We start from the raw sequence: 25,953 nt of genomic DNA, 5'->3' as shown, positions 1-25,953 counted from the left end.
GGAAAAATGGCAAAAGTAATAGGAATAGATTTAGGTACAACAAACTCAGCAATGGCATACTATGACGGAAAAGATGCAAAAATTATACCAAATAAAGAAGGTAGAAACACAACCCCATCAGTAGTGGCTTTTACAGACAAAGGCGAAGTGTTGGTGGGTGAACCTGCCAAAAGACAGGCAATTACAAATCCGGAAAGAACCATTTATTCAGTAAAAAGAATTATGGGTATGATGTGTAATGAGCCAAAAGCCCAGGAAGCTAAAAAACACGTTCAATATAAAATTGTGGATAAAAACGGAGCTTGTGCGGTGGAAGTGGACGGAAAAGTATATACTCCGCAAGAAATTAGTGCAAAAATTTTAATGAAACTTAAAAAAGACGCAGAAGAATTCTTTGGAGAAGAAGTAACAGAAGCTGTAATTACAGTACCTGCATACTTTAATGACTCACAAAGAAAAGCGACTCAAGAAGCTGGAAAAATTGCAGGACTTAATGTGTTGAGAATTATCAACGAACCTACAGCTGCGGCGCTTGCCTATGGACTTGACAAAAAAGGTGAAGAAAAAATTCTTGTATATGACCTTGGAGGGGGTACATTTGACGTAACAGTGCTTGAAATCGGCGATGGCACATTCCAGGTACTTTCAACAGACGGTAACGCATTTTTGGGTGGTGATGATTTTGACCAAAGAATTATGGAATGGTTGATTAGCGAATTTAAAGCAGAGAGCGGAATTGATTTAAGCAATGATAAAATGGCTCTTCAAAGGTTAAAAGATGCAGCGGAAAATGCTAAAAAAGAATTATCAAGTAAAGAAGAAACTGAAATAAATTTACCGTTTATTACAGCAGATCAGACAGGGCCAAAACATTTGGTTAAAAAACTGACAAGAGCAAAATTTGAAGCGATGATTGACGATTTGTTGGCTGAAACATTAAAACATATTGATACTGCGTTAAACGATGCAGGACTCAGCAAAAACGAAATCAATGAAATTGTAATGGTTGGAGGAAGTACAAGAATTCCAAAAGTCCAACAACTGGTAAGCGAATATTTTAACGGTAAAAAACTTAATAAATCTGTAAACCCTGATGAAGTGGTTGCACTTGGTGCGGCAATTCAGGGAGGAGTTCTTAAAGGCGAAGTAAAAGATGTATTGTTACTTGACGTTACACCGTTAAGTCTTGGTATTGAAACACTCGGTGGGGTAATGACAAAAATTATTGAAAAAGGTACAACAATACCTGTTAGAAAATCACAAATTTTCAGCACAGCTGAAGATAACCAGACAGCGGTTACTATTCATGTATTGCAAGGTGAGGCAGAACTTGCAAAAGACAATAAATCACTTGGACAATTCAATCTTGAAGGAATTCCGCCAGCACCAAGAGGTGTGCCGCAAATAGAAGTTACATTTGATATAGACGCAAACGGTGTATTGAATGTTAGCGCAAAAGACAAAACAAGCGGAAAAGAACAAAAAATTACAATTACAGGAAGTTCAACTTTAAATGAAGAAGAAATTCAAAGAATGATTAGAGAAGCTGAAGAAGCAAATAAAAAAGAAAAAGCAAGAATTGAAGCTATAAAAGCAAGAAATGAACTTGACGCTGTTGCATATCAGGCTGAAAAATTCATAAAAGACAATAAAGATAAACTTGGTGACATAAGTGCACTTGAAGCTAAAATCAAAGAAGCAAAAGAACTTATTCAGGCACAAAGCGAAGACAAAGCAAAAATTGACAGCTTAAAAGCTGAGCTTGAAGCCCAGTTGCAAAAAGCGGCTCAGAATATGGCGGCAAGCGGACAGGCTCAAGGTGGAGCACAACAGAATCAACAACAAAATAAAGGCGGGGACGACGACGTAATAGATGCAGAGGTTGAATAATCCTCTGCTTTTTTTATTTTAAAATTAAGTGTCTGTCACTGTAATTAGTATATATTTTTTATTATTTAATATAAAAAGCATAATTTACTCAGTGCCTAATTTTAAATTTAAAACTGATTAAATAATATGAAATAAAAAGTACCCTTAATCAGGAGGCTGTGTAGCTATTTGCCTTTTGGCTTTTTTGTAGTAAAAAATTTGTTCTCTTCCCCCGTATATTTAATTAATGCATTAATTTTTACATTATGGATTAATGTTGTTGAGCGGAATTTGTTTCATTAACTTCATTAACAATTTTAAATTCTTTAATGGCAATTATATTGTTACCGTCATAAATACTTACTCTCCAATTACCTGTAAAAAAAGGTCTGATTTTTATGTTTGAATATGTTCTCCATCTTAGGCCTTTGTATATAGGAAGTTGTATATCGGCATACAGCTTCCATATGTCATTAACATTTTTTTCCCATACAAAATCTATCAGTCTATTCTCCTCTATATTTGTAAATTTTGCAAATGCAAAAACTTTTTTATCTTTTGTGGTAAATACATCGGTTATTTCAACAGGTGTGAGATTTTTTACATTCTTGCATGTTGTAAACTGTTTTAAATTATATGAAAACGCAAAAACAGCAAAAAACATAAAAGCAATTTTTTTCATTTTATATCTCCAATATTAAACTTACAGGTCCTTCATTATTTATTATTACATTCATTTCGGCTCCGAATTTACCGCTTTTACAGGTGCAGTAATTATTCAATTCATTTAACATTTTATCATAAAATTGCTGTGCCAATTCTTTTTTCATAGCATATTGAAAATTGGGTTTTGTCCCTTTTTTGGTAACTCCGGCTATGGTAAAGTTTGGAATTAAAAGTATTTCTCCGTCAATATCTAAAATGCTTTTTGAAAAATTTTCAAATATTCTTAAGGTTGCAATTTTTTTTGCCATTTTATAAATATTTTCTTCTGTATCGGTTGATTCAAATCCGATTAAAACATTTAGTCCTTTATTTATTTCACTAATTAATTTATTTTCAACAAAAACGGCAGAATAATTAACTCTTTGAATTATTGCTTTCATTAATTAATTCCTTTAAAAAATTTATTGTGTTTTCATTATCATTTGGGCATTCAACCACTTTATAATTTTTTATACCAATTTCTTCTGCAAGGTATTTATACTCAATTTTAAGTTCTAAATCTGTTTCTGAATTGTCTATCATAAATGAAATGGGATAAATTAAAACATTTTCATTTTTATATTTTTTAAGCTTTTCGTGTAAATAAGGTTTTAGCCATTCACTCGGTCCGAATCTTGACTGATATGCTAAGTTTATAGATTTAAATTCAGGTAATAATTTTTTTAAAATATTTACATGCTCATTTACTTCTTTTTCGTATGAATCACCTTTTTTTATGATACTTTTTGGAAGTCCGTGGGCTGAAAATATTAAATTCCAATTTTTAGGATTATCAATTGAATTTAAAATATTTGCTTTAATTATTTCATTAAATTTTTCATTTTTATAAAAAGGTTTTATTATTTTATATGGAATTTTTAAATTAAGCTCTTTTATTTCATCAACACTACTTTGGTATGTTGTAAAAGAGTAGTGTGGATAAAGTGGTAAAAAGATAATTTCTTCATATTTTTGTAAATCTAAATCTTTTAAATTTGGTTTTGTGTATCGCATGGAATACAAAACATCAAAACTGCTGTTTTTAAGTTTTTTAGATATTTGTTCAGTAATTTTATAAATTCTGCTGCCGCCGATTTTTTCATAATTTTTCCATACTTTTTTATATCTTATATTTGAAATAAGGGGCGCAAGAAAATATCTCAAAGGCGAGTTTATTATTCTTTTATCCATAAACATATTAAATAAAAATTCTTTAAGTTCTTTTTCACTTCTTGCCCCTCCCATATTCATCAAAACTACCGCTTTCATTTTATTTCCAGATATTTGTTTATTTCTAAGCCGAATCCTTTCAAAGAATTAAATTCGCTTTTTTTGTGTGAAAACAGATTTAAATTTTTTATTCCAAGGTTTTTGAGTATTTGAGCCCCTATTCCGAACTCTTTATTTTTATCATTTGAATTTGAATTGATAAAAACAATAACACCAGAATTATATTTAATATAATCTAATATTTTATTATATTCATCTATAAGTTTTTCATTTAAAATAAAATCTACATTGTTCATAACAGGATAAAATTTTACATTTGTAGTTTCTTTTGGATTGTTTGCTAGTACATAATGTCTATTGCCTAAATGGTCAATAAAAGTTATTTTTTCAAAATCAACACCTTGAATAGTTATTTTTTCTTTTTTTTCAATATTAACCAAACTTTCAAACTGTAGTCTGTATTCTACAATATCTGAAATATATACTATTGTTAAATTGTGCTTTTTAGCAAATTCTTTCAAATCTCCTCTTCTGGCCATTGTTCCGTCTTCTTTCATTATCTCACAAATTACCGCTACGGGGTAAACCCCGGCCAGACGGCAAATATCTACACTTCCTTCTGTATGGCCGGTTCTGACTAGTACCCCTCCGTCTTTTGCAATTAACGGGAAAATATGCCCCGGGCGCACAAAATCGTCTGGTTTTGAAACAGGTGAGCTTAATTTTTTTATAGTCATATCTCTTTCATATGCACTGATTCCAGTTTTGGTTTCTTTTGCATCCACGCTTATTGTAAAGGCTGTTGAAAAATTCTCTTTATTTTGCGGAACCATGGGGGTTAAATCAAGATTATCAGCTATTTCTTTTGTTAAAGATACACAGATTAAACCTTTGGCCTTGCTTGCCAGAAAATTTACTTTTTGGGGAGTTGAAAATACTCCAGCATATACCAAATCCCCTTCATTTTCCCTGTCTTCATCATCAATCATTATAATGATATTGCCTTTTTGAATTTCTTCTATTGCTTTTTTTACTCTTTCAATTGAATCCATTAATTGCCTTTTTATGAAATTTTACTATAAAGGCCGCTAAATGTAATAAAAAGTCTTATTGCATTCATCATTGCCAGATACTGATTATAATTTCTGTCACCTTTGAGGTGTAAAAGTTCTACTTTAAGTTCTTTTTTGTTTGCCACGCCTATATATACAGTTCCCACTGGTTTTTGAGGCGTCCCTCCTGTAGGTCCGGCTATTCCGCTAACGGCCAGGGCATAATCCGCCTTAGAAATTTCAAGTGCCCCGAGGAGCATTTCTTTTACTGTTTGTTCGCTTACAGCGCCGTATTTTTCAAGTGTCAGCTCTTCAACCCCAAGCCATTCGTGTTTTATTCTGTTTGCATAAGTCACAACGCTTCCGTCAAAACAGTTGCTGCTTCCTGAAATTTTTGTTAGAGTGCTTGCAATAAGCCCTCCTGTACAGCTTTCTGCGAATGTTATTTTTTTAGGAGGCAGATTGTTTACAATATGCTCGAATATATTTCCGAAAACAGTATACGGAACAGTGCTTAAAATTTCCTTTTTTATATTAAAATCAATAGGTTCGGTGTAAATTTTTATTATTCCCGCTTCTTCGAAAATAATGGGGTTTATTTTATAGGCGTTAAAAACAGGCTCCAACAGCAGTTTCGCACTCTCTATATCCAGATTAAATATGTTTATTTCTTCATATTCCGGGGATATTATTAAAATTTCAGGTATTTGGTCTTTTAATAATATTATATTTATTTGATAATAAAAATCAATTAAGAAGGAATTTTTAGAATATTTTGCCATTTCAGGAACCAAAAAATTATCTTTTACCACTAAATTTTGATTTGTAAGGTTTGCAAATATTTTGGCTACAAGAGGATAAGAATTTTCATCTGTGACAATTATTGTTTCTTTTTGGGGCTTAAAATTAATATCGAATTTATCTAAAAACGTAAGTTTGTCATAATCAATTTTTTTTAAAAGTTCATCTCTTAGATTTTTTTTAAATTTCCATGCTTTTCCCACGAAAAAAACTTCCATTGTTTATCCTTTTGTTATAATTAAGATATTGTATCAAAAAGGAGAAAAAAATGAAAAAAAACAATTTGCCTGAATATACCTTGCCTAAAGAGAAAGTGTTTAAAAAAAACGGAAAATTGAAGGATAAATTTTATGAAAAAGAACTTTTAAATCTTCAAATAGAGCTTGTAAAACTTCAGACATGGATTCAAAAACATCAAAAAAGAATGCTAATAGTTTTTGAAGGAATGGATACCGCGGGAAAAGACGGAACAATAAAAAGAATACTTGAACATTTAAATCCAAGGTTTGCCAGAAGCGTGGCTCTTGATAAACCAAGCAATAAAGAAAAGAGTGAATGGTATTTTCAGAGATATGTACCTCATTTTCCGGCCGGTGGAGAAATGGTATTTTTTAATAGAAGCTGGTACAACAGGGCAGGGGTTGAAGTTATTTTCGGATTTTGTACTCATGAGGAATATTTAAGATTTATCCGTCAGTGTCCGAGATTTGAAGAACTTATAGTAGATGATGGAATAAAATTTTTTAAATATTATTTAAACATCAGCAAGGAGGAAATGTATAAAAGATTAAAATCACGTGAAACGGATCCGCTAAAAAAATGGAAACTCTCAACACTTGACTGGAAAAGTTATGAGCATTATGATGAATATCAAAAATTAAAAGATGATATGTTTGCCGCAAGCTCAACTCCTTATGCACCATGGGTTATAGTTGATGCAAATGATAAAAAAAGAGCAAGAATTAATATAATAAGGGATATTATCTCCCAGTTTGATTATGATGATAAAGATTATTTTTTTCTGCCTGATCCTACTATTGTGAAATTTGTTTCGCATATTGAATAAAATGGAAAGTTAAAGATTAAAAGTGAAAAATTGTAGATAATTTATTTTTCATTTTGCACTTTTCATTTTTCACTTAACATTTATGGTATAATACTTCGCAAAAAAAGGAAACTTTAATGGATTATAAAGAAACTCTTCTTTTGCCCAAGACTACATTTCCCATGCGCGGAAATTTACCTCAAAACGAACCAAAAAGATATAAAAAATGGTTTAGTGAAAATGTTTATGAAAAAATGAAACAAAACAGACAAGGCAATGAAAGATTTAATCTTCATGACGGTCCCCCTTATGCAAACGGTCATATTCATATAGGGCATGCTTTAAATAAAATTCTAAAAGATATAATCAATAAATTTTATTATTTTCAGGGTTTTGATATAAGATATGTACCCGGTTGGGACTGTCACGGCCTTCCTATTGAGCAGCAGGTTGAAAAGAAAATCGGAAGGGCAAAAAAAGAAAATCTTCCTAAAACAAAAATAAGGGAACTTTGCCGGACTCATGCCGCCAAATTTATAGAAATACAAAAAGAAGAATTTAAGGCTCTCGGTGTTATAGGAGATTGGGAAAATCCTTATAAGACGATGGATTTTGCTTTTGAAGCAGATATTTATAAAGCATTAAGCGAAATAGCAAAAAAAGGGCTTTTAGTAGAAAGAAGCAAGCCTGTTTTTTGGTGTATGCATGATGAAACAGCACTTGCTGAAGCTGAGGTCGAATATGAAGAAAAGCAAGATTATTCCATTTATGTTACATTTCCTCTAAGCAAAGAGGCAAACAAAACTCTTGGAACTAAACATGCCAAAATAATAATCTGGACAACAACACCTTGGACACTTCCGGCAAATATGGGAATAGCTCTTTCTCCTGAAGTTAAATATGTTTTGACAAGCGATGATTTTATAGTCGCCAAACCTCTTTATGAGACATTAAGAAGTGAAGATGTTGTAAGAGGGGATATTGTAAAAGAATTTGATTCGAAAGAACTTGAAGGTTTAAAAGCAATAAATCCCTTAAACAACAGAACTTCTGTGATTTTACTCGGAGAACATGTGACAATGGACGGCGGAACAGGCTGCGTTCATACGGCTCCGGGGCACGGGGAAGAAGATTATAAAGTATGGTTAAAATACGGATATTCGGATATATTACAGCCGGTTGACAGTGAAGGTAAATATTCAAAAACTTTAGAAACTGAAAAACTTTTGGGAGATAAATCAAGCGAATTTGTAGGAATGCATATATTCGAGGCAAATGAAAAAATTTTGGAACTGCTTGGTGAGAATTTAATAAAATCCTCTAAATTTACCCACTCTTATCCTCATTGCTGGAGATGTCACAATCCTGTTATTTTCAGGGCGACAAAACAGTTTTTTATAGCAATGGATAAGACTTACGAAGGTAATACACTAAGAAACAAAGCCCTAAAAGAAATTGAAAATATTGAATTTACCCCAAAAACCGGTAAAAACAGATTAACATCAATGCTCAGCAACAGACCTGACTGGTGTATTTCACGACAAAGAGACTGGGGAGTGCCAATTGCGTTTTTTAGAAATAAAGAAACAGGTGAGCTAATAATAGACGATGAAATTATTGAAAATATTTATAGTATTTTTAAAGTAAAAGGTGCCGATGCCTGGTATGAAATGAGCATAGAGGAACTTTTACCTGAAAATAAAAAAGAAATGGCGCCTAAACTTGAAAAAATAGATGATATTTTGGATGTTTGGTTTGACAGCGGCTCTACATGGTTTGCAGTGCTTAAATCAGGCAGATACGATGCTGGTAATTATCCGGCGAGTATGTATCTTGAAGGAAGCGACCAGCACAGGGGCTGGTTCCAAAGTTCATTGCTTGTTTCAACCGCAGTTGAAAATAAAGCACCGTATAAATCAATTTTAACACACGGATTTACTGTTGATGAAAACGGTGAAAAAATGAGCAAATCAAAAGGGAATGTTGTTGCACCTAGTGAAGTTGCCAAAAAATACGGAACCGAAATCCTGAGGTTATGGGTTGCGAGCAGTGATTACAGCGGAGATATAAAACTTGGGGAAAATATATTAAAACAGGTTTCTGAACAATACAGAAAGCTGAGAAATACAATAAGATTTTTACTTGCCAATGTTAATGATTTGGAAGAAATAAATCTAAGTGCTCCCTCAAATATAGATAAATGGATATTAAACAGGGCTAAAAATGTGTTTGATGAGGTTATATATCTGTTTAACAAATATGATTTTTCGAAAGCTCTTAATATTTTAAATAATTTTATAGTTACCGAGCTTAGCGCAATATATCTTGATGTTTGTAAAGACAGACTCTATTGTGAGGCTAAAGATTCTCCTAAAAGAAGAAATTCCCAGAGTGCTATGGCTTTAATAGCAAGAGGTCTTGTTTCTATTTTGGCACCTGTTCTTACATATACAATGGATGAAGCGGTTGAGCATGCACCTAATGTTATAAAAGAAGACGCAAAGGATGTATTTGATTTTGTATATACCCCTTTGGCAGATGTGGAAAATCCTATAAGTGATGAAATTCTCGAAATAAGAAGAAGATTTTTTGAACTTGTTGATAAACTTAAAAAAGAAAAAGTTATAAAAGATACTCTTGAACTTGCCATTGAAACGAATTATGTGGAATTAATAAATGAAGAAATGGCTGATTTTTTTGTTGTTAGTATGATTGGTGATGAAATAGAAGGAGAGGAATTTGGCGAATTTCATACAAAAGATGAGCAGTTTGTTATAAAAATTAAAAAATCTCCTCTGCATAAATGCCCAAGATGCTGGAGATATTTAGCAAAAGAAGAAGGCGGGCTTTGTGTTAGATGCAATAAGGTTATAAATGGATAAACCTGTTCCTTCATGGCTTGTTGCTTTAACTGCAATTTTTTTGGCGGTAGGGAGTTATTTAATATATTTGTGGCTTAAAAATTTAAAGGAGAATAAATGATAACACTGAAAGAAGCTTTAACATTACCTAAAGAAGAGATAAAGGAAATTAAAAAAGATATAAGGAAAAAAGCGAAAGAAAAAAAAGAGCTCGGTGGGTATATTGAACAGTTTTTAGGTACTGATTTAAATGAATTGGGAGACGGAATTCCTGTTGCAATAAAAGACAATATAAACGTAAAAGGCTGGGAAATTACGTGTGCGTCTAAAATTTTAAAAGGTTATGTGGCCCCTTATAATGCAACAGTAATTGAAAAAATGCTAAATAACGGACTAAGTCCTTTTGGTAAAACAAATATGGATGAATTTGCAATGGGAAGTTCTACAGAAACAAGCACTTACGGAAAAACATTAAATCCCAATAATCCAAACAGGGTTCCTGGCGGAAGCAGCGGGGGAAGTGCCGCAGTAGTCGGTGCCAATCTTGCAATTGCCGCTCTTGGAAGTGATACCGGAGGTTCAATTCGTCAGCCTGCCGCATTTTGTGGGGTTGTGGGCATGAAGCCTACTTACGGAAGAGTTAGCAGATACGGGCTCACGGCTTTTTCAAGCAGTCTTGACCAAATCGGGCCGATTACACAAAATGTTGAAGATGCCGCAATTTTATACAATATTATTGCCGGGTATGACAAACATGATTCTACGAGTGCACCAGTTGAGAATAAAAAAATAGAATTTAATGAAAACAGAAAATTAAAAATAGCGGTAATTGATAATTATATAGATGAAGCAAGCGAAGAGATAAAGAAAGCTATTTTTGATGTAATAAACACTCTTGAAAAAGAAGGTCATACAATTATTCATAAGAGTCTGATGAATTCCAAAATAGATGTGGCAACTTATTATGTAGTGGCAACGGCCGAAGCAAGCTCAAATCTTGCGAGATTTGACGGTATGAGATACGGAAACAGAATTGAAGGAAAAGATTTAAAACAGACTTACAAATTGACAAGAGCACAGTTTGGAGAAGAAGTAAAAAGAAGAATCATGCTCGGAACATTCGTTCTTTCAAGCGGATATTATGACGCTTATTATCTAAAAGCCCAAAAAGTAAGACATATCATTAAAAACGAATATGACAAATTATTCAGCGAGGCTGATTTGGTTTTGATACCTGTCACACCGACAACGGCATTTGAATTTAATTCTAAAAAAGACCCGCTTGAAATGTATTTAAGCGATATTTATACAATAAGCGTGAATCTGGCAGGCGTTCCTGCTATATCACTTCCAATTGCAAAAGATAAAGACAATATGCCGATCGGTATGCAACTAATTGCTAAACATTTTGACGAGCAGACTCTTTTTGACGGTGCAAAAATTGTTGAAAACATTGTAAAGGATAGTAAATGAGAATAAAATATAAAGCTCTGACTTTTGAAGATGTACTTTTAGTCCCACAGTATTCTAATGTTTTGCCTAAAGAAGTGAATTTAAAAACAAGATTTACAAGAAATGTATCTTTAAATATTCCTATTGTTTCTGCTGCGATGGATACTGTTACAGAAGCAAGAGCCGCAATTGCATTGGCTAGACTTGGAGGAATAGGGGTAATTCATAAAAATATGGATATTGAGACTCAGGCGAAAGAAATAATTAAAGTTAAAAAAAGTGAAAGCGGTATTATAATAGACCCTGTCAAAGTTTACCCTGAAGACACTATTGCCAAAGCTCTTGAAATTATGGCAACATATAAAATTTCTGGCGTGCCTGTGGTTGATAAAAATGATAAACTGCTCGGTATTCTTACAAACAGAGACCTTAGATTTGAACAAAATTATAATAGATTGGTAAAAGATCTTATGACTCCTATGCCGTTAATTACCGCAAGAGAGGGAATAACATTAGAGCAAGCAGAACAAATCCTGCATAAAAATAAAATTGAAAAACTTCCTATTGTGGATGAAGACGGTTATTTAAAAGGGCTTATTACCATTAAAGATATCCAAAAGAAAAAAGATTATCCAAATGCAAACAAAGATAAATATGGAAGATTAAGAGTGGCTGCTGCGGTTGGGGTCGGAAATGGAATTGAAAGAGCCGCCGCGCTTGTAGGAGCCGGCGTTGATGTAATCGTTGTAGATTCGGCCCACGGTCATTCTCAGGGTATTTTAGATTTGGTTAGTGATATCAAAAAAAGATTTGATGTTGATGTGGTGGCCGGGAATGTAGCTACGGCAGGGGCAACAAGAGATTTAATTGCAGCGGGGGCCGACGGTGTAAAAGTAGGAATAGGTCCGGGAAGTATATGTACAACAAGGATAGTCGCAGGCGTAGGGGTTCCTCAAATCAGTGCGATTGATGAATGTGCGGCTGCTGCGGCAGAATTTGATGTACCTGTAATAGCGGACGGAGGTATTAAATATTCGGGAGATATCGCAAAAGCCTTGGCAGTCGGTGCAAGCTGTGTAATGATTGGAAGCTTACTCGCAGGTACGGAAGAAAGTCCAGGTGAAACTATTATGTATCAGGGAAGACAGTATAAAGCATACAGAGGTATGGGAAGTATCGGTGCTATGCAAAAAGGAAGCAATGACAGATATTTTCAGGAGGGAACAGCGGCTGATAAGTTGGTTCCTGAAGGAATTGAAGGTATGGTTCCATACAGAGGGAAAATTGCCGATGTAATTCACCAGTTGATTGGTGGTCTTAGGTCTTCTATGGGATACTGCGGTGCAAAAAATATACCGACTTTCTGGGAAAGGGCTGAATTTGTGGAAATTACAAGTGCCGGTCTTAAAGAATCACATGTGCATGATGTAACTATTACAAAAGAAGCTCCTAATTATCACCAATAATTTTCTTTTTTCTTCATTAACTTTCCATTTACCTTTCTTTTTTATCATTTTAAAAAATTAAGGAGTTGTTATGTTGATAAATGAAATGGTTATTGATGAAAATAATATGGGATTTATTCCATCTCTTGGTATTACCTTTCAGTTAAATGATACAGCAAAAAGAATTATTGAGCTAATTAAAGAAGGTAAAAATAAAGATGAAATAATATCTATTATTTCATCTGAAACTAATAAAGATTGGAGAGAAGTTTATATTGATGTTAATGATTTTTTTCAAAAATTAAAAATTTATGGGCTAATCAATGAAAATAGCAATTAGTGGATTAAATAACACTGACAATCCAGCTCCTGGTATAGGAGTTGCCAAAAGTTTAAAAGATAAATATAAATTAATTGGCTTAAGTTATGACCCAAATGAGCCGGGAGTTTATCAGGATTTATTTGAAAAAGTTTATTTAATGCCTTATCCAACTCTTGGTTATGAAGAGTTTGAAAACAGAATCAGATATATTAAGGAAAAATCTGATATTAATGTTTTAATACCAAACTTAGATGCTGAACTACCTTTATATATTAAATATCAGAAAAACATTGAAGAATTGGGATTAAAAACATTTTTACCAACCCTTAAACAGTTTGAAATGAGAGATAAATCAAAACTTAGCGAATTTTGTAAAAAACTTGGTGTTAAACATCCTAAAACTATTAAAATTTTATCTCTTGATGATTTAATTATAGCTACAAAAGAATTAGGTTTTCCTGTAATGGTTAAAGGAAATTATTACAAAGCCTATAAGGCTTATAATTTGGATGAGGCAATTGAATATTTTTACAAAATTTCAAATGAATGGGGATTTCCTCTTTTGGCACAGGAAGTCATTAACGGAATTGAAATTAATTATGTAGGAATTAGTAACTATGAACTCAAAGGCGGGGTTGCTATTAAAAAATTAACCACAACAGATTTAGGGAAAGTTTGGAGTGCTGTTAGTATTAAAAATGAAAAACTTTTAAATTTGGCAATAGAATTTTCTAAAAACTGGAGAGGGGCTTTTGAACTTGAAGCAATGGTTTTTGAAAATGAAATTTACTTAATTGAGATAAATCCAAGATTTCCTGCATGGGTGTATTTTGCTACTGATTTAGGAGTTAATCTTCCTCAGATATTAATAGAATTAATAAATGGTAAAAATGTTAAACAAAATTTGGAATATCCTCTTGAAAAAATGTATATAAGATATGTGGAAGAAAAGAGTGTAGATTTTAATAAATTTTTAACACTTATGAATAAAAAAGAACTTTAAGGAGAAAAAAATGAATTATGAAAAACCGACAATAAACAGAGTTGATTTTGCACTTGCAAGTAAATATGGTTCACCTCTTAAATCTCAAAAAATAAGAAGTGAAATAGATGGAGTAAAAGTTAGGGATTTAGTTGAAAAATTTGGCTCACCACTATTTGTTTTTAGTCAGAGGGTTATTGAAGATAAATATTTAGAGTTTAAAGAAGCTTTTTCGAGTAGATATCCAGAAGTTGAGTTTTGGTGGAGTTATAAAACTAATTATTTAGATGCAATATGTAAAATTTATCATAAACTTGGAAGTAAGGCTGAAGTTGTAAGTGAGTTTGAATATCAAAAAGCAAGAAGAAACGGGATTGAAGGGAAAGATATTATTTTTAACGGCCCATATAAGCCAAAAGAGGCTTTAAGAGTTGCTGTTAAAGAGGGTGCTAAAATTCATATAGACCATTTGTATGAAATAAATGATTTAGAAGATATTGCAGATGAACTTGGAATTAATATTCCTGTGGCTATAAGATGTAATATGGATACTGGGATTTATCCTCAATGGTCAAGATTTGGATTTAATATAGACAATGGTGAAGCATATGAAGCAATAAAAAGAATATATAAAGGAAAAAAACTTTATTTAATTGGTCTTCATGCTCACATAGGAACATTTATGTTAAGTGCAAATGCTTATGCCAATGAAGTTAGAAAACTTATGAATTTAAAACAAAAAGTTGAAAATGATTTTGGTTATGAAATTGAATATATTGACATTGGAGGAGGATTTGCAAGTAGAAATAGACTAAAAGGAGTATATCAGTCTCCAGAAGTAATTGTACCAAGTGCAGATGAGTATGCAGAAGCCATTACAAACGCAATTTATGAATTTAATGAAAAAAAACTTCCAAAACTTTATTTAGAAACTGGAAGAGCATTAATTGATGAAGCAGGTTATTTATTAACTTCTGTTTTTGCAAGTAAAAGAATGCCTGATGGCAAAAAAAGTTATATTGTTGATGCTGGAGTAAATTTACTATATACAGCATTTTGGTATAATTTTGATATAGCTCTTGATAAAAGATATGAAGGTTTAAATGAACCAAGCCAAATTAACGGTCCTCTTTGTATGAATATAGATGTAATAGCGGAAAATATAATGTTGCCTCCACTTGAAAGAGGAAGTGTGTTAAGTATTTGGCCGGTTGGTGCATATAATTACACTCAGTCAATGCAATTTATCAGATATCGTCCAAGAGTTGTACTTATAGACAAGAATTCTAATATTCATTTAATAAGAAAAGCTGATGATTTGGATTATGTTGTTGAAAAAGAGATTATTCCGGATTATTTAAAATAGGAAAAAAATGGATTTAAAAATATTATTTAAGCCTTATATCTCTATTCTCTTTTTAAGAGATGTAAAAGCAGCAGTAATATTGTTTTTTCTTTCTTTTTTACTGCCAAGTGTAGGTATATTAGGATTAGTTGCCATTATTTCTACTATAATTTTTGCAGAATTAATTAATATAAGAGAAGAATATATTAAATATGGTTTTTATTTATACAACTCTTTGCTTGTTGGAATGGGGGTTGGATTTTATTTTGATGTAAGTATTGCCACTATTTTATTGACGTTTATATTATCAATACTGACTTTTTTAATTTCTTTTTCTTTAAATAGAATTTTTATAAAATATTCACTTCCTATTCTTTCTTTTCCTTTTGCAATAGTGAGTATGTTTTTTTATTTAGCGAGCTTTAAATATACAACACTTGTTAATAATATTTTAAACCATACGCCTGTTTTTGATGTTAATTTTCCTTTTTTAAAAGAATATTTCATTTCTATGGGGACAATATTTTTTTTACCTTTTGAAGCGGCTGGTGTAGTTATAAGTTTATTAATTTTAATTTATTCTAGAATTTTATTTTTTCTTTCAATAATCGGTTTTTATGCAGGAGTTATTTTCCATTCTTTTTTTGTAAATAAATATGAAGCATTAAATTCTGCATATAATTTTAATTTTATATTAATTGCAATGGCTATAGGGGGTGTTTTTTTACTTCCAACATTTAAAAATTATCTTATTGCAATTTTGTCTGTTATTGTTTCAGTTGTTGTTGTTGATGCTATGCAAGTATTTTTTCAGTTATATTCACTTCCGGTTTATACACTTCCTTTTAATTTTATAACAATAATGGTGATTTTGCTTTTATATAGTGTAGGGTATGTTTATTTTAATTATTCAATAAAAGGGACACCTGAAAAATCTTTAATTTCTTTTTTGAGTTCTACATTCAGGTTTGGAGGCAACGATATTAAAATTCATTTGCCATTTTCAGGAAAATGGAGCGTTTATCAGGCATTTGATGGGGAATGGACCCATAAAGGGAAATGGAAATACGCATATGATTTTGTAATTAAAAAAAACGGAAAATCCTATAGAAATGATGGTCTTTTTTTAGAAGATTATTTTGCTTTTTCTCAAGATGTTTTATCTCCTGTTAATGGATATGTTGTTGCCAAAAGAGATGATTTAAAAGACAACATCATTGGAGAGGTAGATAGGGTTAATAATTGGGGGAATTATGTAATTATAAAAAGTGATTTAGGTTTTTTTGTAGAAATATCCCATTTAATGCAGTATTCTGCAAAAGTTAATGTCGGAGATTATGTGAAAGTTGGAGATATTATAGGAAAATGTGGAAACAGCGGTTATTCCCCAGAACCTCACATACATATTCAGGTTCAAAAGTACGGAGTTTTAGGAAGTGAAACATTACCTTTTAAATTTTTTGATTATATAAAAAATAACAAACTCTATTTTTATTCTCTGCCTAAAAAAGATGATGAAATAGAAGCTACGATTTTAGATAAGTCTATGAAATTAAGGTTTAATTTTATTTTAGATGATATCTACAAATTTAAAGATAATAACGGAAATATAATTGAATTTACTGTAAAAATGAATGACAAAGGGGAATTTTACCTGTTTGATGGTAAAAACAAACTGTTTTTTTATATGCAGGGTAAACTGTTTTATTTTTATGTGTATGATGGAAAAGATTCATATCTTAAGGAAATTTTTAAATTAGTTCCAAAAATTCCTCTTATTAATAAAAATATAAATTATGAAGATATATTACCGATAGACATAAGGCTTAATAAATTTAAATTAATTTTAATTGAATTTTTGTTACCATTTAATTTTAAATTTTTCTTAAAAAAAGATAGTTATTTTAAAGAAAATTTGTGTGTAAAGTCTTCTTTTGGTGAAGTTTATTTTTCATTTTATGAAAAAGGTTTTGAAAAGATTAAGAGTAAAAATTTTGAGTTAAGGAGAGTTTATGAAAAAATGGATTATGTTAATAATAGTTAGTTTAAATCTATTTGCTTTAAATATAAAAGATATTTATTATAAATCTTATAATTATGAAAAAATGGGGGATTATAAAGATGCTATAAAAGTATTAATTCCTTTATATAAAAAATATCCTAATGGATACACTTTAAATTTAAGACTAGGATATCTCTTTTTTTTAAATAAAAATTATAATAATTCAATAAAGCATTATACAAAAGCCTCATTAATATTACCTTATTCTATTGAACCGCTTTTAGGTTTAGCAAGAGTTTATTTATATATGGGAAAATATGATAAAACAATTGAATATTCAGAGCTTATAATAAAAAAAGATTATTATAACTTTTATGCAAATTATTATTTGGCAAATGCTTTATATTATAAGAAAGATTTTAAATCATCTTTGTCTGTTGCAAATAAAATGTTAACACTCTATCCAACAAATGTATTGTTTTTAACACAACTTGGGTTAATATATGAAATGTTGGATAAACAAAAAGCAAAAGAGATATTTAAAAATGTAATTATTTTAGATCCCAATAATATAATTGCAAAAAAATATTTAAAATGAATATATTGAATTATTCTTTTTTTGAAACAAATGAATTTAATTTTAAACAAGTTTATGATAATGAAACATTTTTCAATGAGGTAAATTTTAAACATTATGATGTTATTTTAGCTGATTTTTCAAATTACAGGGAAATTGAAAAAATAAAAAATTTTTATAATGGATATATAATTTTTTTAAATTATGTATGTGATGAATTATATTATAAAAAAGCTCTGTATATTGGTGATTTTTGTTATTTATACAGTGAATATGAAAAAATTATTTTAAGACTTAAATATTTAAGAAATAAAATTTCAAAAAAAGAGGTAATAAAATTTGGAAAGTTTATTTATAATTTTAAAACAAAACATTTATATCATAAAAACATTTTAATAGAGTTAACAAAAGCTGAAACAGAAATTATTGATTTTTTATTAAGCAATAAAAACAGATACATTTCAAAAATTGAATTGATTGAAAATTGTGATTATATAGAAAATATTGATTCAATAAAAGTTATAATTTCAAACCTGAGAAAAAAAGGTATTGATATTATAAATAAAAAAAATTTAGGTTATAAAATAAAATAAAGGAGCAAAAATGAAAAAAATACTTTTTTTATCAAGTGTTGCAGTTTTAAGTTTTGCATATAATTCATCTGTTGTTATGCCATATGGAAATTATATTAATTATAGCGGTTCTACATCAAAAGATAAAGCAAAATTAGGAGGAATTTATTATAGCTATTATAAATGGCCTGTGAAATTTGAAATTGATGGGGAATATTTAAATATTGATTATAAAAACAATATTCCAGACTGGTTACAAAAAGATTTAACATTAAAAATTAATTTTTATTATAAAAGTAATTGGTTATTTAATGCAGGAGTGCATAATTTTTGGGTGAAACAGTATGATAAATATCATTATAATAAAGTACTTTTTGGAGGAATTGATTATTACAAATATTTACAATATAATATTGGAGTTGATTATTATTTTTCTGATTATAAAGATTTTAATGTTAAACAAATTACTCCAAAAGTAGGGTTTAATTTTGGTAATTACTATTCAAATATTGGTAGTTTTTACGTGGAAGGAAAATATAATAATATTCATATTTCAAAAGATGGTATTGCACCTAAAAAAAATTACAATAACTTTGATTTGAAATTACAAAATTTTAAAGGTCCTTGGACAACAACATTAAAAACTACATTTGGTAAATTTGCCTATAAAATCGCAAATGATGGTTTTGTTGTTTATAATACCGGAGACGAATATAAAAATGGTTATGGAATAGATATAAATTACAATTTCAAAAAAGTTAATAATATTAAAGTTTCATTTGAAAGAGATAAATTTGATGATAATGGGGATTCTTATTCAAATATTTATGTGTTGTCATATTCAAGAGCTTTTTAAAAAAGCTCTTTTACTATCTCAAACCTGTTTGCGGTCATAATATGAATTTTTGGATGTTTTTTCCTTAAATTTTTAAATAAATTTCTGCTGAGTTCCAGTCCAACTTTATATTCTTCATCTTCGCTGATGTTATGTGCTTTTATTAATTTTTCTATCCAAGAATCAGGCACATAAATGCCTGGAACATGAGAATGCAAAAACTGGGCAGTTTTTAATTTTGTTATAGGAAAAAAACCGAAAACGATATCAAATTTTGCTCTTTCATCATTAAATTCATTTCTTATTTTATCTCTTATTTCAAGTAATTTATTAGCAATTTCCATGTCATAAACAGGCTGGGTAATTATTCCCAAAGCATAATGTTTAACTTTTTTATAAATTTTTTTTTCTATTGAAATGAAATTTTTTGCATATGAATTGCTTACTGCAAAAGGATTTACAGGTTTTGGCTTTATTTTAAATTCTTTACCCGCATAATCCATTCCGCTGTTAAATGCCCTTATTATTTCAAGAAGTTTTATACTGCTTCCTTCCACAACCGCTTTTGCGTTGGGTTGATCCGACATTTTGGCCGGGTCGCCTGTTAGTGCCAAAATATTTGTAACATTTAAATCGTTTGCCCCAAGTAAATCGCTTTGAAGCGCTATAATGTTTCTGTCTCTCATGCTCATTGTTGCAATAACTTTTTTATTAAAAGTTTGCTGAATTTTAAAAGCTGCTATAATTGAATTGTATTTTAGTCTGCTTAAAGGGCAGTCTGTTGTGGTAAATCCGTCTACATATTTATATGCCTCTGTATGTTTTAATTTTTCTATCATAGGATCAATTGTCGGTAATTTAGGCGGAGTTGTTTCAAGCGTTAAAAAACTCTCACTAAATAATTTTTCTTTCATTAACAGCCTTTTTTAAGAAATTTTATCAAATTTGTTATAATTTTTAAAAAAGTAAAAAAATGGAAATAAAAATAAATTACTGGATAGATAAAAAAAATAAAAGTTTTTTGGGAAAAGGGAGGATAAGATTATTAAAATTAATTGATAAATACGGTTCTATTTCAAAAGCCGCAAAAGAGATGAAAATGAGTTATAAGGCGGCTTGGGATGCAATAGATATCATTAATTCTTTATCTAAAAAAGAAGTAGTGGAAAAACAAAGTGGAGGAAAAGGCGGAGGAGGAACATATTTGACAGATTACGGAAAAAAACTTATTAAAAATTTTGAAAATTTACAAAAAGAAATTAATGAATTTAAAAAAAAGATAAATGAAAAATATAACGATAAATTTTGATAAAATTTCTTAAAAAAGGCTGTTAATGATATTAATGATTGATAATTATGATTCTTTTACTTACAATATAGTTCAGTATTGTCTGGAATTAGGGGCCAATTTGAAGATAATCAGAAACGATGAAATGAATATAGAAGAAATTAAAAAATTAAATCCGGAAAAAATAATCATTTCCCCGGGCCCTTCGACTCCAAAAGAAGCCGGAGTCAGTGTGGAAGTTATAAAGAAAATAGATAAACCGATTCTTGGTGTATGTCTCGGGCATCAGTCAATTGCATATGCGTTTGGAGCAAAAATAATAAGGGCTAAAAATCTAATGCATGGAAAAACAAGCGATATTGAAATAACTTTATATGATGATATATATGAGAATATTCCCGAAAAATTTAGGGTTACGAGATACCATTCACTTGTGGTGGATGAAAAAACTCTGCCGGAATTTATTATACCTACGTCTTATTCTCTTGATGATAATGAAGTAATGTCTCTGAGGGTAAAAAATAAACCAATTTTCGGAGTTCAGTATCATCCGGAATCGATTATGAGTGAACACGGAAAAGAAATAATCAACAATTTTCTTAAATTATGAAATTTCTGCCCATTATAATTTTTTATCTTTTTTTGTTTTTATACAGCGTTGAATTTTTATCATTTTCTTTTGTTGAAATAGACAGTATTAATCATTTTCCTTTTTTAAAAAACATTTTACATCTCTCTTCTGATTTATTTGGGAAAAACGATTATGCGTTGCGTTTTCCTTCATTATTTACAGGATTTTTGAGTGTTGTTATTTTTTATAATATAGCAAAATTAAAATTGAAAACAAAAAGAGAAATAATTTATACAACTTATATTTTTATGTTAATTCCGGGAATGATAATATCTTCTGTGATAGTCAATAAATCTGTGTATTTGATTTTTTTAAGTCTGTTATTCATTTACAGTTATGAAAAATTCAGAAATTTTTCTTATATCCTGTTGATTTTGTATGTTTTTGTTGACAAAAGTTTAATTTCATTATATCTGGCGCTCATTTTTTATTCTATTTATAAAAGAGATACAAAACTGCTTATTTTTAGTCTGATTTTATTGGCTTTTAATGCAAATTACTTTGAATATAAAATACACGGCAGACCGAAAGGTTATTTTTTAGATCTATTCGGTACATATTTTTTAATTTTTTCGCCTTTTATATTTGTCTATTTTTTGTATGCATTATATAAAAATATTTTTTATAAAAAAGATTTAATATATTTTATTTCCGCAACGGCTTTTTTTGTTTCTCTGATTTTATCTTTCAGACAGAAAATAAAAATAGACGATTATGCACCATATACGTTAGGATTTGTTGTCAATATGGTAAATGTTTTTTTAAAATCTTATAAAGTCAGACTTCCACGATTCAGAACATTTTATAAAATATTATTTGTTGTTTTATTTACATCTTTAATAATGCTTGATATATCTTTGTTTTTTAATAAATATACGCCAGCAAAAAAATTAAGCTACAGCTTTTATTTCCCCAAAAATCTGGCTGAAATTTTAAAAAAAGAAAAAATATATAGTATGAGCTGCAATAATGAAAAATTATCTGAAATTTTGGAGTTTTACGGTATTAAAAAAGGTGATAAATATAAATTGATTTACAGTAAAAATAAAAACAGCGTTTCGATTTTTCACAAAAATAAGATAATTTTAAAAATAAATGTTTCAAAATTAAACACTATTTAAGAAAAATATTTCAATATATATTATTTAAACACAAATATTTTTTATAAATGATACAATTTTTAAAATAAAATTCAAGGAGTATTAATGGCTCAAAAACCTATTCGTGAATATGACGGAAAAAAACTTTTTAAACAAAATTGGGAAAAGTATTTCAGCGGATTATATTATCCGTTTGAAAGTGTATTGGTTACCAGTGGAGACGAGTTAAGAGAATTGGCCAAAAAAGAAGAATATTCATGGTTAAATGAAAAACCTTTAGTTGCAAAACCTGATATGCTTTTTGGTAAGAGAGGCAAAAACAATTTAGTTTTATTTAAAGTTAATAAACCGGGAGATGTTACCCTTGAAGATGCGGCTAAATGGATAGATGAAAAAGCTTCTCACGATGTAACTTTGCTTAGTGGGCAAAAAGGAAGACTTACCCATTTTATAGTTGAACCTTTTACACCGCACACTGAAGATGAAGAATATTATATAGCTGCTACCACGTTAGATGCCTACCATGATGTGTTGTATTTAAGTGCCCACGGAGGAATGGAAGTAGAAGAAAACTGGGATAAAGTTACTGAAATTAAAATCCCGATAGATATGGATGAAGCAAATTTAGAGCATTTAATAAGGGCAAATATTCCGGCTGACATTCCGGAAGAAAACAAAGAAAGATTTGTAACTTTTGCTGAGCAGTTTTATAAATTCTTTAGAGATTTAAACTTTGCGTATTTAGAAATAAATCCGTTAGTATTGCAAGGAAATAATATTTATATTTTAGATTTAGTCGCAAGATTGGACGATACAGCTGGATTTTTAATGAAAGATAAATGGGGGAATATTGAATTTCCTACGCCATTTGGTATGCCTGAAAAATCTCCTGAGGAAAAAGCAATAGCCGAAGCAGATGCAAAAAGCGGTGCTTCATTAAAACTTACTATTTTAAATCCGATGGGAAGAATTTGGACACTTGTTGCAGGCGGAGGAGCTTCAGTGGTTTATGCGGATACTATTGCAGATTTGGCCGGTGGAGTTAATGAATTAGCAAATTACGGTGAATATTCAGGTGGTCCTACTACTGATGAAACAAGATTTTATACTGAGACTGTTCTTGATTTAATGACAAGAGAAAAAGATCCTCAGGGTAGAGATAAAATTTTAATAATTGGTGGAGCTATTGCAAACTTTACAGATGTAGCCAAAACATTTACAGGTATTATCCAGGCATTTAACAAATATGCAGATAAAATGAAAGATGTAGGTGTCAGAATTTATGTAAGAAGAGGCGGACCGAATTATGAAAAAGGTCTTAAAGATATAAAAGCGGCGGCTGAAAAACTTGGACTTCCAATTAAAGTTTTCGGACCTGAAACACATATTACAGATATTGTTAGAATGGCACTTGAAGATGACAAAAAAGGAGCTGAATAATGAGTAATGCACTATTTACAAGGGATACACAGGCAATATTTTGGAATAACAATAAATCAGCAATTCAAAGAATGCTTGATTATGATTATGTAATTAAAAGGGAAAAACCGTCTGTTGCGGCTATTGTGGCTCCAACAAGTTCTAATAAATTTGAGAAATTCTTTTTTGGAACAGATGAAGTAATGATTCCTGTTTACAGAACTACTGCTGAAGCTGTGAAAAATCATTCAAATGCAGATGTTTTGCTTAATTTTGGTTCATTTAGAACTGCTTATGATGTAACAAATGAAGCTCTTGATATGAATCAATTCAGGGTAATAATGATTACTGCAGAGGGAATTCCGGAAAGACTTGCAAGGCTTATGAATAAAAAAGCAAGAGAAAAAGGTGTAATAATAATAGGGCCTGCGACTGTAGGTGCTATTGTTCCTGGAGCTTTTAAAGTTGCAAATATCGGTGGAACCATTGAAAATATTGTAAAATCTAAACTTCACAGACCTGGAAGTGCCGGACTAGTAACAAGAAGTGGTGGTTTATTTAATGAACTTTCAAATATTATAGCTCTAAATGCAGACGGAATTGCCGAAGGTGTTGCTATAGGTGGTGACAGATTCGTAGGAAGCGTGTTTATCGACCATTTACTTAGAATGGAAAAAAATCCTCAAGTTAAATATATGATATTACTTGGTGAAGTAGGTGGGAGAGAAGAATATAAAGTAATCGAAGCAATAAAAGAAGGCAAAATTACTAAACCGGTTATCGGATGGTGTATAGGTACTATTGCAAAATATTTCAGCAGTGGGGTACAATTTGGACATGCCGGAGCCAGTGCAAATGCCCAGGCTGAAACTGCTGAAGCTAAAAACAGAGCAATGAAAGAGGCTGGAATTCACGTTCCAGATAACTTTAACGATTTACCTCTTGTAATAAAAGGTGTATATGAAGAATTAAAAGGAAAAGGTGTTATTGAAGAAATTAAAGAACCTAATGTTCCGCCTGTTCCTGAAGATTATTCAAAAGCTCTTGCTGCAGGAAAAATTAGAAAACCAAGAAATTTTGTTTGTACAATCAGTGACGATAGGGGAGAAGAAGCTGTTTATGCAGGTATTCCTATTAGTTCTGTGGCTACTCCTGATACAGGTTACAGCATAGGTGATGTTATTTCACTTCTTTGGTTCAAAAAAAGATATCCTAAATGGGCCACTAATTTTATAGAAACTGTCATTAAAACAGTAGCAGACCACGGTCCTGCCGTAAGTGGTGCGCATAATGCCAAAGTTACAGCAAGGGCTGGAAAAAGCGTTGTTGAATCACTTGTAACAGGTCTTCTTACAATTGGACCAAGATTTGGTGGTGCAATTGACGGAGCAGCAAAATATTTCAAATATGCATATGACAATTCAATGAATCCTAAAGAATTTGTAAATTATATGAAAAAACAGGGTATTCCAATTCCAGGAATTGGGCATAGAATTAAATCTGTAAGAAACCCTGATAAAAGAGTGGAAGGTCTTAAAAAATATGCAGCCGAATTTTTCCCTGCAACACCGCTTCTTGATTTTGCTTTGGAAGTAGAAAAAGAAACAACTTCCAAAAAAGAAAACTTAATTTTAAATGTTGACGGAACGATCGGTATCTTAATGGTTGACATGTGGAGAGCATTAGGATATACTGAAGAAGAAATTAACGAATTTATTGAAAGCGGGACTTTGAATGCATTCTTTATTCTTGGAAGAAGTATCGGATTTATCGGTCATGTCCTTGATGAAAAAAGATTACAAATGCCAATGTACAGACATCCGTGGGATGATATTCTTTACCAGGTTGAAAAAGCCGAAGAAATTAAATAACAGGAGTTTAACTCCTTCTTTTACCCTTATTGAACTTCTGATTGTCATAATTATAATAGGAATTATTATATCTTCTGTTTCTTTTAATTTAACTCCGGATAAATTTAATCTTGCTGTCGATAATTTAATAAAATATATTCGTTTTACACAATCGCTTGCTTTAAAAGATGATAAATATCAACCATTTTCAAGTAATAAAAACAGTAATTATGAAAATAATTTAAGTCGTTATTGGTATAAAAAATGGTGGAAATTTAGTATAAGCGCAACAAATAATAATGAATATTTTTTTGAAATATTTTCAGATATGAATTTAAATAATAATGATGATGTTAATGAATGTGCAAAAAATCCATTAACTAATAAATATTTAAAAGGAAATTATAATTCTTCAACAGCTTCAAAAGATACAAATTTATCTTATTTTAATATTAAATATATTTCTTATATATATAATTCTCAAGAAAAAAAGATTACTTCCAATAATAGATTAAATATTTATTTTGACAATTATGGAAATGTTTATAAAAAATTATATAATGATCAAAT

25 protein-coding genes (1 of these 25 only partly in view) are annotated in these 25,953 nt (G+C 30.4%); 19 read left to right on the top strand and 6 right to left on the bottom strand.

Features of this window, described 5'->3' with window-relative positions; genetic code table 11:
- Positions 1-6 precede the first annotated feature (6 nt).
- Complete coding sequence (gene dnaK, locus DZ68_RS0101240) at positions 7-1,890, top strand: molecular chaperone DnaK (RefSeq protein WP_024789112.1); 1,884 nt, start codon at positions 7-9, stop codon at positions 1,888-1,890.
- Positions 1,891-2,140: 250 nt separating this feature from the next.
- On the opposite strand, the gene DZ68_RS0101235 is transcribed toward dnaK, so the two are convergent.
- From DZ68_RS0101235 to DZ68_RS0101215, 5 genes are read right to left on the bottom strand one after another with little or no spacing between them, the layout of a single operon-like run.
- Positions 2,141-2,551 carry a DUF2914 domain-containing protein gene (locus DZ68_RS0101235; RefSeq protein WP_024789111.1) on the bottom strand — a complete coding sequence of 137 codons (411 nt, stop codon included), beginning with the start codon at positions 2,549-2,551 and terminating at the stop codon, positions 2,141-2,143.
- A 1-nt stretch (position 2,552) separates the two neighbouring features.
- Positions 2,553-2,975: a D-aminoacyl-tRNA deacylase gene (gene dtd, locus DZ68_RS0101230; RefSeq protein ID WP_024789110.1), complete on the bottom strand. Its 423-nt coding sequence runs from the start codon at positions 2,973-2,975 to the stop codon at positions 2,553-2,555.
- A complete protein-coding gene (gene hemH / locus DZ68_RS0101225; protein ID WP_024789109.1) occupies positions 2,950-3,843 on the bottom strand; it encodes a ferrochelatase in 894 nt (297 codons plus the stop codon). Before hemH ends, dtd begins: the two co-directional genes overlap by 26 nt.
- Positions 3,840-4,856, bottom strand: coding sequence for a bifunctional 3,4-dihydroxy-2-butanone 4-phosphate synthase/GTP cyclohydrolase II (locus tag DZ68_RS0101220; RefSeq protein ID WP_024790526.1), 1,017 nt, complete (start codon positions 4,854-4,856; stop codon positions 3,840-3,842). The genes hemH and DZ68_RS0101220 overlap by 4 nt, the downstream gene beginning before the upstream one ends.
- An 11-nt stretch (positions 4,857-4,867) precedes the next feature.
- Entirely contained in the window at positions 4,868-5,875 is a 1,008-nt protein-coding gene (locus DZ68_RS0101215; protein WP_024790525.1) for a CinA family protein, read from the bottom strand.
- A 50-nt stretch (positions 5,876-5,925) separates the two neighbouring features.
- On the opposite strand from DZ68_RS0101215, the gene ppk2 reads away from it, so the two are divergent.
- From ppk2 to DZ68_RS0101155, 12 genes are all read left to right on the top strand, one after another.
- Positions 5,926-6,723, top strand: coding sequence for a polyphosphate kinase 2 (gene ppk2 / locus DZ68_RS0101210; protein ID WP_024789106.1), 798 nt, complete (start codon positions 5,926-5,928; stop codon positions 6,721-6,723).
- A gap of 116 nt (positions 6,724-6,839) precedes the next feature.
- Positions 6,840-9,584, top strand: a complete 2,745-nt coding sequence (gene ileS, locus DZ68_RS0101205; RefSeq protein WP_024789105.1) for an isoleucine--tRNA ligase — start codon at positions 6,840-6,842, stop codon at positions 9,582-9,584.
- A complete protein-coding gene (locus DZ68_RS0101200; RefSeq protein ID WP_024786874.1) occupies positions 9,577-9,684 on the top strand; it encodes a hypothetical protein in 108 nt (35 codons plus the stop codon). The genes ileS and DZ68_RS0101200 overlap by 8 nt, the downstream gene beginning before the upstream one ends.
- The gene (gene gatA, locus DZ68_RS0101195) at positions 9,681-11,036 is read left to right on the top strand and encodes an Asp-tRNA(Asn)/Glu-tRNA(Gln) amidotransferase subunit GatA (RefSeq protein WP_024789104.1); all 1,356 of its coding nucleotides are present in this window, start codon (positions 9,681-9,683) and stop codon (positions 11,034-11,036) included. The genes DZ68_RS0101200 and gatA overlap by 4 nt, the downstream gene beginning before the upstream one ends.
- Positions 11,033-12,481: an IMP dehydrogenase gene (gene guaB, locus DZ68_RS0101190; RefSeq protein WP_024789103.1), complete on the top strand. Its 1,449-nt coding sequence runs from the start codon at positions 11,033-11,035 to the stop codon at positions 12,479-12,481. The genes gatA and guaB overlap by 4 nt, the downstream gene beginning before the upstream one ends.
- A 70-nt stretch (positions 12,482-12,551) precedes the next feature.
- Entirely contained in the window at positions 12,552-12,800 is a 249-nt protein-coding gene (locus DZ68_RS0101185) for a PqqD family protein (RefSeq protein ID WP_024786871.1), read from the top strand.
- Positions 12,784-13,785 (top strand): carboxylate--amine ligase, encoded by a 1,002-nt coding sequence (locus DZ68_RS0101180; RefSeq protein WP_024790524.1) that lies wholly within the window; start codon positions 12,784-12,786, stop codon positions 13,783-13,785. The genes DZ68_RS0101185 and DZ68_RS0101180 overlap by 17 nt, the downstream gene beginning before the upstream one ends.
- Before the next feature lie 10 nt (positions 13,786-13,795).
- Positions 13,796-15,130 carry an alanine racemase gene (locus DZ68_RS0101175; protein ID WP_024786869.1) on the top strand — a complete coding sequence of 445 codons (1,335 nt, stop codon included), beginning with the start codon at positions 13,796-13,798 and terminating at the stop codon, positions 15,128-15,130.
- 7 nt (positions 15,131-15,137) lie between these two features.
- Positions 15,138-17,153 (top strand): urea transporter, encoded by a 2,016-nt coding sequence (locus DZ68_RS0101170; RefSeq protein ID WP_024790523.1) that lies wholly within the window; start codon positions 15,138-15,140, stop codon positions 17,151-17,153.
- Positions 17,122-17,709 (top strand): lipopolysaccharide assembly protein LapB, encoded by a 588-nt coding sequence (locus DZ68_RS0101165; RefSeq protein ID WP_024786868.1) that lies wholly within the window; start codon positions 17,122-17,124, stop codon positions 17,707-17,709. Before DZ68_RS0101170 ends, DZ68_RS0101165 begins: the two co-directional genes overlap by 32 nt.
- On the top strand, positions 17,706-18,281 hold the full coding sequence (locus tag DZ68_RS0101160) for a helix-turn-helix domain-containing protein (RefSeq protein WP_084021903.1): 576 nt from the start codon (positions 17,706-17,708) through the stop codon (positions 18,279-18,281). The genes DZ68_RS0101165 and DZ68_RS0101160 overlap by 4 nt, the downstream gene beginning before the upstream one ends.
- 10 nt (positions 18,282-18,291) lie before the next feature.
- On the top strand, positions 18,292-19,116 hold the full coding sequence (locus DZ68_RS0101155) for a hypothetical protein (RefSeq protein WP_024790521.1): 825 nt from the start codon (positions 18,292-18,294) through the stop codon (positions 19,114-19,116).
- Here DZ68_RS0101155 and DZ68_RS0101150 read toward each other — a convergent pair.
- Positions 19,113-20,009, bottom strand: coding sequence for a methylenetetrahydrofolate reductase (locus tag DZ68_RS0101150; RefSeq protein ID WP_024790520.1), 897 nt, complete (start codon positions 20,007-20,009; stop codon positions 19,113-19,115). The genes DZ68_RS0101155 and DZ68_RS0101150 overlap by 4 nt on opposite strands.
- A gap of 59 nt (positions 20,010-20,068) precedes the next feature.
- Here DZ68_RS0101150 and DZ68_RS0101145 point away from each other — a divergent pair, with 59 nt between their 5' ends.
- The 6 genes from DZ68_RS0101145 to DZ68_RS0101120 form a co-directional block, all read left to right on the top strand.
- Positions 20,069-20,404 (top strand): winged helix-turn-helix domain-containing protein, encoded by a 336-nt coding sequence (locus DZ68_RS0101145; RefSeq protein WP_024786864.1) that lies wholly within the window; start codon positions 20,069-20,071, stop codon positions 20,402-20,404.
- Between the two features lie 25 nt (positions 20,405-20,429).
- Positions 20,430-20,993 carry an aminodeoxychorismate/anthranilate synthase component II gene (locus DZ68_RS0101140; RefSeq protein WP_024790519.1) on the top strand — a complete coding sequence of 188 codons (564 nt, stop codon included), beginning with the start codon at positions 20,430-20,432 and terminating at the stop codon, positions 20,991-20,993.
- Positions 20,990-22,135: a glycosyltransferase family 39 protein gene (locus DZ68_RS0101135; RefSeq protein WP_024790518.1), complete on the top strand. Its 1,146-nt coding sequence runs from the start codon at positions 20,990-20,992 to the stop codon at positions 22,133-22,135. The genes DZ68_RS0101140 and DZ68_RS0101135 overlap by 4 nt, the downstream gene beginning before the upstream one ends.
- 84 nt (positions 22,136-22,219) lie before the next feature.
- Positions 22,220-23,554, top strand: coding sequence for an ATP citrate lyase citrate-binding domain-containing protein (locus tag DZ68_RS0101130; protein ID WP_024789095.1), 1,335 nt, complete (start codon positions 22,220-22,222; stop codon positions 23,552-23,554).
- On the top strand, positions 23,554-25,404 hold the full coding sequence (locus DZ68_RS0101125; protein ID WP_024790517.1) for a citrate/2-methylcitrate synthase: 1,851 nt from the start codon (positions 23,554-23,556) through the stop codon (positions 25,402-25,404). Before DZ68_RS0101130 ends, DZ68_RS0101125 begins: the two co-directional genes overlap by 1 nt.
- On the top strand, positions 25,379-25,953 hold the 5' portion of the coding sequence (locus DZ68_RS0101120; protein ID WP_162147224.1) for a prepilin-type N-terminal cleavage/methylation domain-containing protein. It continues 151 nt past the right edge of the window; 575 of the gene's 726 nt are visible here — the first part of the coding sequence; the start codon lies at positions 25,379-25,381; its stop codon lies beyond the right edge, outside the window. The genes DZ68_RS0101125 and DZ68_RS0101120 overlap by 26 nt, the downstream gene beginning before the upstream one ends.

It is taken from the genome of Lebetimonas sp. JS085 (assembly GCF_000523295.1).
In the GTDB taxonomy this organism is placed as follows: domain Bacteria; phylum Campylobacterota; class Campylobacteria; order Campylobacterales; family Nautiliaceae; genus Lebetimonas.
The sequence above is the reverse complement of the archived record's forward strand: the minus strand, read 5'-3'. Positions and strand labels throughout refer to the sequence as shown.